The sequence below is a fragment of the Anaerobiospirillum succiniciproducens DSM 6400 genome, assembly GCF_000482845.1.
Taxonomy (GTDB): Bacteria; Pseudomonadota; Gammaproteobacteria; order Enterobacterales; family Succinivibrionaceae; genus Anaerobiospirillum; species Anaerobiospirillum succiniciproducens.
Window position 1 is genome coordinate 24658 of record NZ_AXWV01000038.1, and the last position, 14890, is coordinate 39547.

Annotated in this window: 7 protein-coding genes; 5 read left to right on the forward strand and 2 right to left on the reverse strand. The window is 44.0% G+C overall.

From position 1 onward, the window contains the following. Positions 1-328 precede the first annotated feature (328 nt). Positions 329-1771, reverse strand: a complete 1443-nt coding sequence (locus tag H524_RS0106520) for a DUF3329 domain-containing protein (protein WP_027939642.1) — start codon at positions 1769-1771, stop codon at positions 329-331. Between the two features lie 1099 nt (positions 1772-2870). On the opposite strand from H524_RS0106520, the gene mfd reads away from it, so the two are divergent. Next, entirely contained in the window at positions 2871-6893 is a 4023-nt protein-coding gene (gene mfd, locus H524_RS14625; RefSeq protein ID WP_169726136.1) for a transcription-repair coupling factor, read from the forward strand. 317 nt (positions 6894-7210) lie between these two features. Here mfd and H524_RS0106530 read toward each other — a convergent pair whose 3' ends face one another. Beyond that, the gene (locus tag H524_RS0106530; RefSeq protein WP_027939643.1) at positions 7211-8140 is read right to left on the reverse strand and encodes an AEC family transporter; all 930 of its coding nucleotides are present in this window, start codon (positions 8138-8140) and stop codon (positions 7211-7213) included. Positions 8141-9670: 1530 nt separating this feature from the next. Here H524_RS0106530 and H524_RS16500 point away from each other — a divergent pair. The 4 genes from H524_RS16500 to H524_RS17035 form a co-directional block, all read left to right on the forward strand. Beyond that, positions 9671-10966 (forward strand): putative ATP-dependent zinc protease, encoded by a 1296-nt coding sequence (locus H524_RS16500; protein WP_052338955.1) that lies wholly within the window; start codon positions 9671-9673, stop codon positions 10964-10966. A 363-nt stretch (positions 10967-11329) separates the two neighbouring features. Further along, positions 11330-13027 carry an inactive transglutaminase family protein gene (locus tag H524_RS14635; protein ID WP_084281689.1) on the forward strand — a complete coding sequence of 566 codons (1698 nt, stop codon included), beginning with the start codon at positions 11330-11332 and terminating at the stop codon, positions 13025-13027. 3 nt (positions 13028-13030) lie between these two features. Further along, entirely contained in the window at positions 13031-13999 is a 969-nt protein-coding gene (locus tag H524_RS0106545) for an alpha-L-glutamate ligase-like protein (protein WP_027939644.1), read from the forward strand. Positions 14000-14652: 653 nt separating this feature from the next. Continuing rightward, positions 14653-14890 (forward strand): helix-turn-helix domain-containing protein (locus H524_RS17035; protein ID WP_027939645.1); only part of this gene is annotated, 238 nt, incomplete at its 3' end.

A 14890-nucleotide genomic window follows, 5' to 3' on the forward strand; every position in this document is an offset into this window, starting at 1 on the left:
TAAGCTAAGATTATATTCAAGACCGAGCTCTTTTTGTCAAATGAGCATGGCCTCGCTAGTACTTAGATACGTAATGCAAAATATTTGAAGGTTTCTCAAAAGTTCTTTGCCTGATGCGATGCGATGCAATGCAATGGCGGGAGTAGATTGATTTGGTAGAAACTTTGGAAGCTTAAGATTGCGCCAATTGGGAGTGGCATTGAAAGCGCTGATTGGGGATGGCAAAAACGCGCTGATGTTTGGTCGGATGTGAAGCTAGCGCCGCTTGGGCGCTAGCTAGAAGGATGCACTCTTATTTGCTTAAGGCATGGGCCTTGAGTGCATGATCTTATTTGTGAGCTACAGGTACGTCATCACCGGTCTTTGGGTTAAGGACGCACTCGCTATCACTTCTGATGCGACCAAATAAGACAAAGTCACTTTGCCATCCAGGACGTGCATAGTCGCAGTTTCTAACTACGGAGTTAACCTCAAGATACTTGGTGATGATCTTATTAGTCCAATACTGAGGATTAGCTCTTACATCAGCAACATAGACATATTTGTAAGTGTAGACATGCATTGGGGATAAGGTAATGTCTTTCTTACCCTCTTCAATCTGAGTAATGAGCTCTTGAGTTCTGAGCTTTTGGTCATTGTTCAAAGTGATAGTGCACCACAGGGCATTGCCAAGGGCACAAAGCATAAAGATAGTAGGCACAGTGATCAGCAGTGCCTTAACCTTTGGTCTAAAGAGATCTTTGTGTCTCTCAAGGAGTGGCTTACTTAAGGCCACTAAAGCCACAATCATAAAGATGGTAAATGGTGTAGCGGCACGAGCTGGGAAGTTTGGCGCAAAGATCATCAAGAACAGTGAGAATAAACCAGTATAGGCAAACCACATTCCAGCGTTGTAATAGACTGGATAGCTCACATGTAAGAACTTAGATCTAACCTTTTGACGCAAGAAGATAACACTGATGATGAGCAGTGAGCACACAAGGAGTGACTCAAAGAAGATATCAATAGCGCCGATACTATGTTCTACAGCATCAAAGCCATGCGCCTCCATGCTATCAAGTCTAGCTTGATTGCCAGGAGCAAAGATCAGAAGAGCAAAGCCAATTAAGAAACCAGCATAGCCGATGCTTTGCCAGAGCTTGAGCTTACCGTTTTTGAGGCACCATAAGAGATATAAACCTAAGCTTGTGGCAACTGCAGCTGCGGTGTTTTCATTGGTCCAACCTGCAATGACACCAAAGATAAACATAAATGGCCACAGCAAGTAAGGACGAGCGGTGATCTCACGGGCCATAGAAATACGGTATGGCAATAAGAAGATCAGCACTAAAGTGGTAGTCCACAAATAATTTGCAGAACTTACGATGTTAAATACCACCTCGCCATACACTCTGAGCTGTAAGAACAAGAATAAGGTGATGACGAATAATGGCATGGCACGTAAGTGCAGAGTTGGACGAATGCCAAAAGCATTAAAGTAGATAAACAGCACTAAGGTTACATAGCATAAAGCCTGAGCAACAGCTGAAGCTGGTTTACCCCACCACAATAAGGTTTGGGCAATGACGTGAGCTACAGATCTACCGCCCCACTCAAAGTAGTGGCGATACTGAGAGAGAACGATATCTGCAAATGAAGTAACAGGATCCTGAGTACCCTGAATCATCATATAGCGGAAGTCATTAGCAAAATATGGGGTGAGGTTTGAGATCATCGCGATGATGCCAAACCACAGCAACAAGTAGCAATAAGAGCGTGGAGAGAACTGCATTTGCAAAAAACCTCTGCCTAAATTTAGGCACTGAACGCCACCGCAGAATTTAAGATAAGCTCATGCATAAGATAAGCTCATACAAGCGCTTGGGCCTAAGCTTTTAATGCTTAAACATCTTTAACTCTGCGCAAAACCTTTGGACGTCCTACCGAGCTATTGAGCTCACAACAAGGCAAGTTAACTATGTTCAGTCACGAATCAACGACTGACATGACTGTAAGATGGTATTAGAACACAACAAACTTTGCTCTAAATTAGCCAAAGCGTGTATACATATACCACCTAAAAAATTTCATAGTTCGTACGGCACCACATACTTTAAAGCCAAAGCACTTAAAATCCTATGGTGCTAATGAAGCCGTGATTATACAAAACAACACTCAGCCCAATGTAGCTTACACTCATTGCGGCAAAGATATGCCCTTTTTAAGTGCGTACAAACACGCTTTTTACCAGCTATTGGCAGTTAGAAGCACCTTAATGATGAGCAAAATAACATCAAAATGGTAAGTAGCATCTAATCTAGACCACGCAAAAGGACAGTCCTTATCTGACCAACTCCCATTGGCAAGCTCATGAGGTTCCTGCGTATCAAGGTTAACCTATTTTCGTAACACGCTTAGGCAATGCTACTTACGAATGCCTCTCAGGCTTGGTCAGACAAATGCCACGTAAGCAGAGTACAGACGAAAGCATCTTCGGATGCTGCAGCCATGGAGGAGATATATTAGGCCTTTTGTCCTTTTGAGTGCACTTTGTGAGCACATAGGATTAAAAATCCTTATAATAATTGACGCCCATAATCTAGGCAGAAAGGTCTGCACTGGAGGCTTTGCTATGCCTAAGAGTTTTAGCTGACCACTCAGCATGGCTTAGGCTGCATTTGCTAACTGGCAATCATAGTAGTTGTCACTCGGTCACTTGCAATGAGATTAGTCCTCTTAATGCATGAAGTAGACTTGAGTGTAGAAAGCACTTTACTCTCTAGATTGAATTGCTCTTAACATGCGCTTAAGCGTGAGCTTGAACTTTGGCTTGGGCTTGGGCTTGATGGAACCTTAATGGGCATTGGTCAGGTAAGATACGGACAGGGATAATGCAAACAAAACAATTACTCAGTGGTTCACTAAGTAAGAAAGGCACCGTGCTTGGCAACCTCAGTGGTTGTGCTCAGGCACTTGAGATTGCTGCGCTAAAGGAGCAATGTGAGCATCCTTTAGTGGTCATTTGCTCAGATACAGTTGATGCAGCTCGTTTAGAGAACGAGCTTAAGTATCTGTGCGCTAATGATGAAGTCACTATCTTTCGTGATTACGAGACCTTGCCATACGATGTTATGTCCCCACATCAGGACATCATCTCCTCCCGTATCGACTTTCTCTCCCGTGCAATCGGTCTTACAAAAGGTATTGTCATTACCTCACTGCATGCTATTGCCCAAAGACTTGCTCCTGTAGAGTTCATGGTGCAAAACGCTTTTAACTTTAAAGTAGGCGATGCTAAAGACTTTACTTACATGCGTAATATGCTCGTCGAGCGCGGCTATTTACATGTACAACAAGTACTCTCCCCTGGTGAGATTGCTACCCGTGGCGATATCTTAGATGTATACCCAATGGGCCTCGAGGCTCCATTGCGCATCAACTTTGAGTTTGATGAGATCGAAAGTATTTCCTACTTTGATGTGCAAACTCAGCTAAGCCAAAAGAAAGTAGACTCCATTAAGATCTTGCCAGCCAATGAATTTCCGGTAACTGAAGAGAGCATCTCTACCTTTAGAACCAATTACCGTAATGCCTTTACCAATGGCAATATCTCCCATCATCCTGTCTATCAAATGGTGTCTAAAGGCACTATACCAGCTGGCATTGAATACTATCTGCCATTGTTCTTTGATAAGACTGCTACTTTCTTTGATTACATCAGTAAAGACAGTGCCTTAGTACTCACTGGTGACTTTGAAAAGGCTATCTTTGACTATGACAAAACCTTACATCAACGTGCCTACCAAATCTGTCACGATGTCGATCACCCATCACTGCCAGTTTACGATGTCTTCTTAACTCCACTTGAGATCATCACTCAGATTCAAAACCGCAAGCATATTACCTTGCGCCAAGATCCAGCTTTTGAACCAAGCGCTATTGCCAAGCAATCAAAAGATGGTGAAGACAATCAAGTACAGTCATATAACAGCGAGTTTATTAACGCCCCATGCACTAAGGTGCCGGATATTGCCTTTGATCGTCATGATCACAATAGCAAAGCAAAGCTCGTGGCCTTTGTCGATGAGTTTTGTAATAAGCGCGGCGGTCGTATCTTAATTAGTGCTCTATCAGAAGGTCGTAGACAAAACTTACATGAGCTCTTACCTCCATCTTTAATTAAAGATTACGGACTCAAGGCAGCTTCATCCATCTCGGACTTTATCCAAGCCAAAGACCCATTAATGATGACCATTGCCCCATTTGATCAGGGCGTCATCTTGGATACATCTGAACACGGTGTACAGGCCGCTACCACACAGATTAAAGAGCAAGTTTGCGCCTTAGCTGCAGCTACAGCCGCTGTAACTACAGCGATGAGCTATCACAATCAGGAAGTTCAGAGTCAAGCAGAGATCTCAGCTACTGATAGTAAGCCAAAGCGTAAGCGCAAGAGTGCAGCATCCAAAGCCGAAAGCTCCAATTTACAGACCCAAGCCGTATCTGAGCTTAGCATTGCCAATGAGTCAGAGCTACAAGGTGCTGCAAGCGCTGAAAAGGCGGCCGCTGCTATCATTGCCGCTGATGCAGGCGCTTCCGCTGATGCTCTTGCTGATGTAGCTGACGAAAAGCCAAAGCGCAAGAGCCGTAGCAAGGCTAAGGCAAAAGACGAGGCCCAATCATCTGAGGCTGCCTTTGCAGCAGCTGCAGCTGCCCAAGGCTTTAAGCTTGAGGTTGTGATCTCTAAGATTGAAGGTCTTGATTGTCCAATTGCATTTTTAACTGAAACCGAGCTTTTAGGCTTTAAGGTAGTAAGACAACGCAAGCGTAATCGTCGCTCACAGCAAATTGATCAGGACACCATTATCAAAAACCTAGCTCAGCTTAGTGAAGGTGAGCTTGTGGTGCATATTGATCATGGTATTGGTATTTACCGTGGTCTTAAGACCGAAGTTATCAATGGCGTAAAGGGCGAGTTTATTGGTATTGAGTATCAAGGTGGCGATAAGCTCTTCTTGCCTATCACCTCGCTCAACAAAATTGCTCGTTACTCAGGTGAGGAAAATCCACAGCTATCCAAGCTTGGAAATGACTCTTGGTCTAAGAAAAAAGCCAAGGCTGCTCAAAAGGTACGTGACGTAGCAGCAGAGCTTTTAGATCTCTATGCGCAGCGTGAGTTACGCCAAGGCTTTAGCTTTAAGGTCGATCGCCATGCCTATGATGAGTTTGTCTCTAACTTCCCATACGAGGAGACTGAAGATCAGCACAAGGCTATTGAGCAAACTTTAAATGACATGCGCAAGCCTGTGGCTATGGATCGTCTCATCTGTGGTGATGTGGGCTTTGGTAAGACTGAGGTAGCGCTGCGTGCTGCCTTTGTAGCAGTGATGAATGGCAAGCAAGTAGCTATTCTCTCGCCTACTACCATCTTATCTGAACAGCACTATCAAAACTTTAAAGAGCGCTTTGGAACTACAGCAGTTAATGTTGATATCATCAGCCGCTTTAAGACTACTAAACAGCAAAATGAGACTATTAAGCGCGTTGAAGAAGGTGCGGTGGATATCATCATTGGTACTCACTCGCTGCTCTCAAGCCGCGTTAAGTTTAAAAACTTAGGTCTGCTCATCATCGATGAGGAGCACCGCTTTGGTGTACGCCAAAAGGAAAAGCTCAAGGCGCTGCGTGCTGAGGTAGACCTTTTAACCTTAACTGCCACTCCAATTCCACGTACTTTAAACATGGCCTTAGAGGGCATGCGAGAGCTGTCGATTATTGCTACCGCTCCAGAGCATCGTTTGGCCGTGAAGACCTTTGTGCATGAGGATTCAGCAGAGCTTGCTCGTGAGGCTATCATGCGTGAGCTTAGACGTGGTGGTCAGGTTTACTACCTGCACAATGAAGTCTCCACCATGGAAAAGAAGCTTGAGGAGCTGCAAAAGTTAGTTCCTGAAGCCAAGATCGAAATTGCTCATGGTCAAATGGATGAGCGAGAGTTACAGCGCGTTATGCAGGACTTCTGTCATCAGCGCTTTAATGTACTCTTATGCTCCACCATTGTAGAAAACGGTCTGGATATTCCGACTGCTAACACCATCATTATCGATAGAGCCGACCTTTTAGGCTTAGCACAGCTCCATCAGATTCGTGGTCGTGTCGGTCGTTCACACCATCAGGCCTATGCTTATATGTTTACGCCTAATCAAAAGGCCATCACTGCCGATGCTAAGCGTCGTTTAGATGCTATTGCTGGTATTGATGACTTAGGCGCAGGCTTTATCTTGGCATCTCACGATCTTGAAATTCGTGGTGCGGGTGAACTCTTAGGCGAAGAGCAGTCAGGTCAGATCACCGCTATTGGATTCTCTTTATACATGGATATGCTCAATGCAGCGGTGAATGCACTTAAGGAGGGTAGAGAGCCTACTCTTACCGAGCTTAGCCTCAATGAGTGCGATATCGATATGCATATTGCTGCATTTTTCCCTGATGATTACATCGGCGATGTAAATACCCGTCTGTCGATGTACAAGCGTGTTGCTTCATGTAAGAGCAGCGAGGACTTTGATAATCTCAAAATTGAGCTGGTCGATAGATTTGGCACCTTGCCTCCTGAGGCTGAGAATTTATTTATCCTCTCAAGACTCAAGCAAACTGCTACTAAGCTTGGAATTAATGCGATTCGTGGTGATGCAACTGGTGCGCTTATCAAGTTTGAAAAGAACTTTAAGGTAGACCCTGCCTATCTCGTTGAGTTAGTGCAAAAGTCCAAGCATGGCGAGTACCGCATCACTCAATCTGACTCTATTCGCTACAGCCTGCCAGAGTCAGACAAGCATCCTCGCCTTAAGCTTTTAGAAATGGTGCTTCGCGCCTTCTATGCCCATAGCACCTTAAACACCAAGGTCCAATAGGCACAAGCACAACAGCCCAAAAGCCAAGTCCCGAAGGCATAAGCCTAATAGGACAATGCCACCAAAGGCTACACCTCAAAGGGCTTAGGCCACCAAGGGCAACGCCGAAGATCAAGGACAAAAAGGGCCTAGCTTACGCGGCTCACTGCGCTGCGGCACAGCAATTATGTGCGGGCGCTGCTTTCAATAAACAAGTCTTGATTGGGCAGGCACCATTTTTAGGTGCTGTGCCCCAAAATATGAGGCCTTGCATCTTGCAAGGCCTCTTTGTTAATTGCTAAATAGCATCTAATAGTTAATTGCTGCTGCTTGGTGCTTTATAAAATGAGCGCGAGCAGCGGAATGGTGATGATAGAGAGCAAGGTACTCATGAAGGTGCCTTGAGACATGGTCTTTGGATCAATGTTCTCTTTAAGGCAAATCATAGTACCGTATGAAGCTACCGGCATAGCTGAAAGAATAACTAAGACGTCGGTATAGCGCTTGTCAAAAGGTGAAATGGAGTAAATTGCCCAGATTAAAGCTGGGATGGCCAGCAGTTTTAGCAGACTCATTACGTAAATGCGCCAATTGCCAAACATTTCTAAGACTTTGATATTAGCTAAAGTAGAACCAATTACGAGCAAGGATGCAGGAATGGTCATGTAGCCTACTAAATGGATAGCCTCACCAATGATCTTTGGGGTGTGAATTTGAAAGAACACCAGCACAATTACGATATAAGTTGCGCTCAGGGCTGGAGAGAGCACCATACGCCAATTTAATTCGATCTTAGCCTTTGTGTCACTCTTATCCTTACGGCAGCTTGAGATAAAGAGCTGGCCTAAGAGGAAGATGAAAAAGTTAAATGGAATTGTCAGTACCGAGATGTAGAAAATCGCGTAAGTTCCAAACAGTGCCGATGTTACTGGCAGACCAATAAAGTTGATATTGCCAAAGGCAAACATGAAACGATAAATACCCTCTTCACTAGAGTGTAAGAGCTTCGCACAAATCATACCCGTGATGAGCATAAAAACTAAGGTACAGGTGCCTAAAATTAAAACTGGCAAAATCTCATCACGACCTGGTAAGGTATCACCCATGACCGATGAGAGAATGATGCACGGTGCCGTAACGTTGATAATCAGTACTGACAAAGAGCGATCAAAAGTATCGTTCATCAGCTTGAGTTTGTGACAAGTAAAACCAATGATTACCATCAAAAATAGGACACCCATTTGTCCTAATGTATCTAAAAATCCCATACTATCTTCTATCCAAGGGAAACTAAAAAAACGGCAAAACATCCATATCTTGCAGCAATAGATGGCGCTAGTATCTAGACTTGCATCTGCTGCAGCTTAGGCATCCACATCACTAAAACTAAAGCCACCTGCCACGAAAGTTCCAAGATACCAACCATGTACTTTTTAAGATGGCAATGGTTAGTACGATAACTTATTGCAAGTAGCATTAATAATTTTAATTTTTGTGAACTGCATTACACTATTTTACGCTTCCGTACACTAAGCAATAAAAAAAGTTTTTCACTGCCCCTTTTGTGTACACTATCCAAGCCCTCAAAATATCCACAAGCGCTATTTATAGCCTTGTCTAAAAACAAAGCGCCCCATCTTCACTTAGTCTTATATTGCATTTTTGCCATATCTGCACTGAAAAATCTTGCAAATGCCGACAAACTAAGACTTAGCTATGTTTTTCCTAATACTCTTAAGAAGCTGCTTCAATACTTTTGGCAATTGAGCGCAGCTTATGTAGCTGTACTCCTGAGCTATCACACGGAGCTTGGGTAGCTATAAGCTTTTTGCTATTGCACGAAGCTTAATTAGCTGTACACCCTGAGCTATCACTTTGAGCTTAGCTAGCTGTACGCTTTGAGCTATCGCACGGAGCTTGAGTAGCTGTACGCTTCTAGCTATCGTGCACTGCTGCTGTAGATGATTGCTTGTTGCTGTAGTTTGAAGCTTGGCGCTGCAAGCTTAGTTCTTGTTGTTGCAGGGCTATAGCATGGAACTGTTGCTCTGTATAACTGCATTTTTGCAAGTTAAGTTGGTGCTATTTCGTTGTTTGTTTGCGCTTAACTTGGCTGCAAAGATCATTTACGTGGACGTTTAGTGCTAACTATTTGTGCAATGAGGACAAGAGTCTCGTTGTTTTGCACTTGTAAAGCTCAAAATTAGCCCCGTGTGTCGCGAGCAAAACTCAGTACCTATATTTTTTCGCGCTGTAAAGTTCATTTGACAGTTTTATGACTGCAAAACTGCGGTATAATCCCGAGATTTAGCATTGTGGATATGCTCAACTTTCTAATCTGAGTAATCCTTAAGCTCACCTTATAGTTTTATATGCCTAAAAGGTCTTAAATGAGCGATGGAGCCACATTTTTATTAGGCAATTGCTTAAGATTGCTAGTCTTAGTAGCTAGATTGAGACCATACTTATCAAGATTTAGCCACAGCCTATTACCAAAAGCTTTGCATAGGCTTTAAACACATTAGTACATCGGCTTAGTAAGAGCTCTTACTAGGCTAACTTAGATGTAAGTGCATCTACTAGTTTCTTAGCATGCGTGCTTATCTTTTTAAATTTATTAGTACAGCGCATGCACCTCATCAACAAGCGCACATAAGGATTCTCTTCATGATTTTATGCAGAGAAGGTGTCGCTATGTGATGAGCAAAACTCAAGCTTGCTAGTTGTATTGGCAGCTTAAAGACACTCTGTGTCACCGAATTTTTGTTTGTATTCACATTTTGAATAGGTTGTTTGTTTTCATGTATGCTTTAAAGAAGAGTACCTTTAGGCTCAAGGCCCTGCCTTGTGCCCTCTTTTCCGCACTCATTGTGTGTTCAGGCTTTACAAGTGCTGTCCATGCTGAAGAGGCCGATGGTGACAATAATGCAGCCCGTCTTACTCAGATGAAGGGTCAGATTCAAAGCATTAATGAAGAGTTGTCAGGTCAGAGAGCTAATCTTGGTGCTATGCGTGCTGAGTTAGTTGCCACTCGTGAAGAGACTGATGATTTCCGTCGTGCTCTGTTAAGCGAGATGAAGGCTCTGCGTAGACAGAATCAGTCCTTAGTTGACTCTATCTATGACAACAAGTTGATGGTAAACAAGAACAACGAAATGGAAATCAAACCTCTGCGTAACTATGATCTGCAGACTCCAGATGGCAAGATGTACTTCGGTGAAGATGAGTATGTCTACGTCAAAGAAGCCGATGTTACCTTTGATGCCCGTATCGATACTGGTGCTGCAGTGTCCTCCATTTCAGCTAAGGACATTACCGAGTTTGAGCGTAATGGCAAGCGTTGGTACCGCTTTACTATTGAGGCTAACGAAAAAGAGATCGTAGTTGAGGCTCCATATGTTCGTACCTCCACCATCCGTCAGGTTTCCAAGCACACTACTACCGATCGTGTCGTAGTTGCTCTTAACGTTAAGGTTGGTAACTACTCCACAAAGAGCGAGTTCACCTTATCTGACCGTACCAAGTTACAGTACCCACTTCTCATCGGTCGTACCTTACTTCAGGATATCGCCGTAGTTGACGTCTCTCGCGATCACATCCAAGGCCGTAATCCTGATACCTACCTTATCTTAAGCCGCGAAGACTATCAAAAGCACATGAAGAAGGGCCAGGATCCTAATGCTGAGTTCATCAAGAAGCGTGCTAATGAAGAGGCTATCGGCAAGGTTGCTCACCCAGCTGAGAGCTACGGCGCTAACTTAGGCCCTAACTCTGAAAATGCTCTGCCTGCTGTTCGCAACAAGACCTCAGTTGATGAGGACAAGAAGCCAAAGGTTGATGCTAACGCTCCAGTCAAGGCTACCCCACGCACTCCAAGCGGCGTAATCATTGAAAACGTCACCAAGGAGAGCACCGCTGCTAAGAGCGCTCCAAAGACCGACAAGGAAAAGAGCACCGTAACTACCAAGGATAAGGACGAGCCAAAGGCTAAGAGCGAGCCAAAGGCCAAGGCTGAGCCTAAGGATACCAAGTCTGAGGCTAAGGCCGAGTCTAAGGACAAGAGCGAGTCTAAGGCTGAGGCAAAGGACGACAAGTAATTTGCCTACAGGCCAAGGGGTAAAGGTTAAGGCTATATTGGTTCATTGGGGCTATAGGCCTTTGAAACAATTTGTCCGATTGGCCTAAGCCATATCCTGAGCCATGGCTTATTTAATACAAATGCCATGGCATATACCTTGGCTTTAAATGTCTAATAGATAGCCTAGGATACATAGCTTAGCTAGTGCTCAGTCTGATATGTCCACTAGCTTAAAAACAGCTGCAGTTTTGAGTAAGTCTTATCTTGGTAATAGGCTTGCTTAGGCATTGAGGTGAGATAGTTTTTAAACTTTATCTTGCTGCTCGTGCGTGTAGCTGATTGAAAGAATTCTTTTTGTTTGTGAATAACCGGGAAGTTATACATGGTTTCACGTGGCGTTTTTTATGTGGTAACCGCCATCCTGTTCATAACAGGTATTCTACTTATGGGTTACCAACATGTAACTTTTGAAATCCCTTTTTTACCAGGTGAGCAACGCACCGTTTGGCAAGTAGAGGCCAAGGTTGAATTCGAGCCTAATGATACTGGTGCAGCCACTGTCGATCTGGTTATTCCAGATGTACAGCCAGGCTTCTTCCAGCTTAGCCAAACTACCTCCTCACTTGGCTATGGCTCTACCTACATTCAAAGACAGAATAGCTCTTATGTAGAGTGGACCAAGCGCAATCCAGCTGGTCTGCAGACTCTGTACTATCGTGGCGAGTTCTTAAGCGACTCTAACGCTAAAGACTCTTCCATGATCGTACCTGCTATTCCTAATGTAGTTATTCAAGAGCCTTATGCTACTGCCATTGGCGAGATCGCCTCTAAGGCACGTGAGCGCTCTTCAACCCCATTCTCATTTACTGTACAGGTAATTAACGAGCTCGATCGTCAAGAAGAAATCCGTACTTTACTTTTACAAGAGTACACCCGTTCTGAGCTTATCTTAAACATCCTGCACTATGCTCAGGTTCCTGCTCGCATCGTACACGTACTTGATTTAGAAGATGGTCGTCGTAACCGTTCTTTAACTCAGCGTATTGCTGTATTTGATGGCACCCACTACGAGATCTTTGATCCAGTAACCGGTACTTCTGGTATCCGTACCAATCAGCTTATCTGGAATAACAACGGCGGCTCACTGCTTGATGTGCAGGGTGGTCAGAATGCTCGTTTATCCTTCTCCATCATCAAGACCTCTGTTCCTGTAGCTCAGGCCGGCATGCTCAAGGTTATGACTGAAAAGGCTCAGGGTAACGATGTAGTTTCTCTGTCTATTGAGTCACTGCCACTTGAAGAGCAGTCCTTATTCAAGGGCATCTTACTGCTGCCAATTGGCGTGTTAATCGTTGTGTTCTTACGTACCTTAATTGGTATTAAGACCTCCGGTACCTTCATGCCAGTGCTGATCGCTATGGCATTCTTACAGACCTCCTTAGTAGTTGGTCTTATCGGCTTCGTATCCATCGTATGTATCGGTCTTATCGTACGTTCTTGGTTATCGCACCTTAACTTGCTGCTTGTAGCCCGTATTTCTGCCGTTATTATCGTGGTTATCGCCATTATCGGCTTTATCTCATTAGTAACCTACAAGATCGGTCTTACCGAAGGTATTAAGGTTACCTTCTTCCCAATGATCATTCTGTCATGGACCATTGAGAGAATGTCTATTTTATGGGAAGAAGACGGTTACAAAGAGGTTATTAAGCAGGGCGGCGGTTCCTTATTCGTAGCAGTATGTGCTTTCCTTGCTATGGACAGCCTCTTCATTCAGCACTTAACCTTCAACTTCTTAGGTCTGCAGTTAGTCATCCTCGCTTTAGTACTGTGCATGGGTAACTACACTGGCTTCCGCTTAACTGAGTTAAAGCGTTTCAAGCCACTTGCTGAGCAGATGAAGGACACCTTAAACGGTGATGAGTCAGAGCCAGAGAATGTACGTTTAAAGCGCGAAATCGCTCAGCTCAAGGCTAACCCACGTGCCTTTGACAATGAGACTGCTGAGGCTGTTGCTCAGGCTCAAGAGGCCAAGGCAAAAGAACAAGGCCAGTCCACCGAGGCTAAGGACAAGGAGTAGCCCATGTCTTTATTGTCCAAATACTCCAATCCGTTTACGCTGATGCGGCTTGGCATCATGGGTATGAACCAGCGCAATGTTAACTACATTGGTCGTTACAACAAGCGCCGTCTGTACCCATTGGTGGATAACAAGCTGTTAACTAAGAAAATGGCCATTGAGCATAAGGTCAATGTGCCTCACTTAGTTGGTGCCGTACGTAATCAGGTAGATGCTCAAAACATCGTTTCCATCATTGGCGATCGCAAAGAGTTTTGCATCAAGCCAGCCCAAGGTTCTGGTGGTAAAGGCATCTTAGTTATCACTGGCCGTGAGGATAAGTACTTCATCAAAGCCTCTGGTCAGATGATTAACATCCATGACTTACGTCGTCACGTATCTAATATCTTAGCTGGCTTATTCTCCTTAGGCGGTAAGCCAGATATCGCCCTTATCGAAGATCTCATTCACTTTGATCCTTGCTTTGAGGGCTATAGCTACGAAGGTGTGCCAGATACTCGTGTTATCGTTTTCCAGGGCTTCCCTGTGATGTGTATGATGCGTTTATCAACTGCAGCATCTGACGGTAAGGCTAACTTGCACCAAGGCGCTGTGGGTGTGGGTATTGATATTCGTACTGGTCGTGCCGTACGTGCTGTACAGCATAACGAGCCAATCGAGTTCCACCCTGACACCAACAAAGATCTCTATAAACTTCAGGTGCCACAGTGGGATGATGTACTCCACTTAGCATCCTCGTGCTATGAGATGTCAGGTCTTGGCTATATCGGTACCGATATCGTGCTCGATAAGTTTAAAGGCCCAATGCTCCTTGAGCTTAATGCACGTCCTGGTATGGCTATTCAGACAGCTAACAACGCAGGCTTAATCCCTCGTCTGCGCTTAGTTGAAGCCCTCACTCGTCGCTCGAACATGAGCGTTGAGGCAAAGGTTGCTTTTGCTAAGAAGCACTTTGGCGTCTACAACAGATAATCAGCAAATCAGCTAAATGCACATGAGCGTAAGCTCCACAGTCGAGCTTACGCTCTTCTATACGAGCTCAGCTCATTTATTGGCTGTAGCATAATTACAAAAGGCTTTGCTTTGGCAAAGCCTTTTGTTTTTGTGGGCATGGCTGTTTTGGCATGTATTAATTTGCTGGCTTTTATGCCATTTTGATTGCTCACAAAACTTGTAATTTTTGTGATGTAATTTGTTAAAAATATCATGTAAGTGTGGGCTGCATCGCAATTCTAGTTAGTACAGAAAAATACTATCTTGTACTCTTGCAACCTACTCTATAATGTCTAGATTAGCCCATTTGTGGCTTAATTTGCCGCAAACTGTAACTAGGCATCTTTAATGATTTAGCTTAGATTAAGGGGGCTCTTTAGTAGAGAACTTTTGAGTTTAAAGACGCTTGATTCGTTAAATAACTGCATAATCAAGCTGTTTTTTGCCAATTTATACTCCACTAATTGAGCTTACTCGAATCTTAAAAATGTAGCTTTACAATGTAGACTTTCACGCCTAAAAGAGTGCAGCTTAGTATCTAGTATAGCGTTCCATAAGTATATACACTAATTTAGCATTAAACACTGTATAAGTGATATATTAGAGGAACATCCTGGCAGGAGTTCCTTTTTATGTCACGCCCAGTAACCAAAATTGTTCGTCTCAGTAACGATGAAGCAGCTGATGTTGCTAAAGTTCTGAGAGAAAGAAACCAGACACACACAGCCTTTAGGAATGCCACAATTCTCTCATTAGCGAATTCTGGCAAATCTCCAAAAGACATAGCCAATGAGGTACATGTAACTCGTAAAACTGTGCATACTGTCATAAACAAGTACTTAAAGTACGGGCTTTCATCATGCTGGGGCG

Coding starts and splice junctions, on each gene's coding strand:
- H524_RS14635 (WP_084281689.1), top strand. CDS start 11,330: ATGGTTTCACGTGGCGTTTTTTATGTGGTAACCGCCATCCTGTTCATA.
- H524_RS0106530 (WP_027939643.1), bottom strand. CDS start 8,140: ATGGGATTTTTAGATACATTAGGACAAATGGGTGTCCTATTTTTGATG.
- mfd (WP_169726136.1), top strand. CDS start 2,871: ATGCAAACAAAACAATTACTCAGTGGTTCACTAAGTAAGAAAGGCACC.
- H524_RS16500 (WP_052338955.1), top strand. CDS start 9,671: ATGTATGCTTTAAAGAAGAGTACCTTTAGGCTCAAGGCCCTGCCTTGT.
- H524_RS0106545 (WP_027939644.1), top strand. CDS start 13,031: ATGTCTTTATTGTCCAAATACTCCAATCCGTTTACGCTGATGCGGCTT.
- H524_RS0106520 (WP_027939642.1), bottom strand. CDS start 1,771: ATGCAGTTCTCTCCACGCTCTTATTGCTACTTGTTGCTGTGGTTTGGC.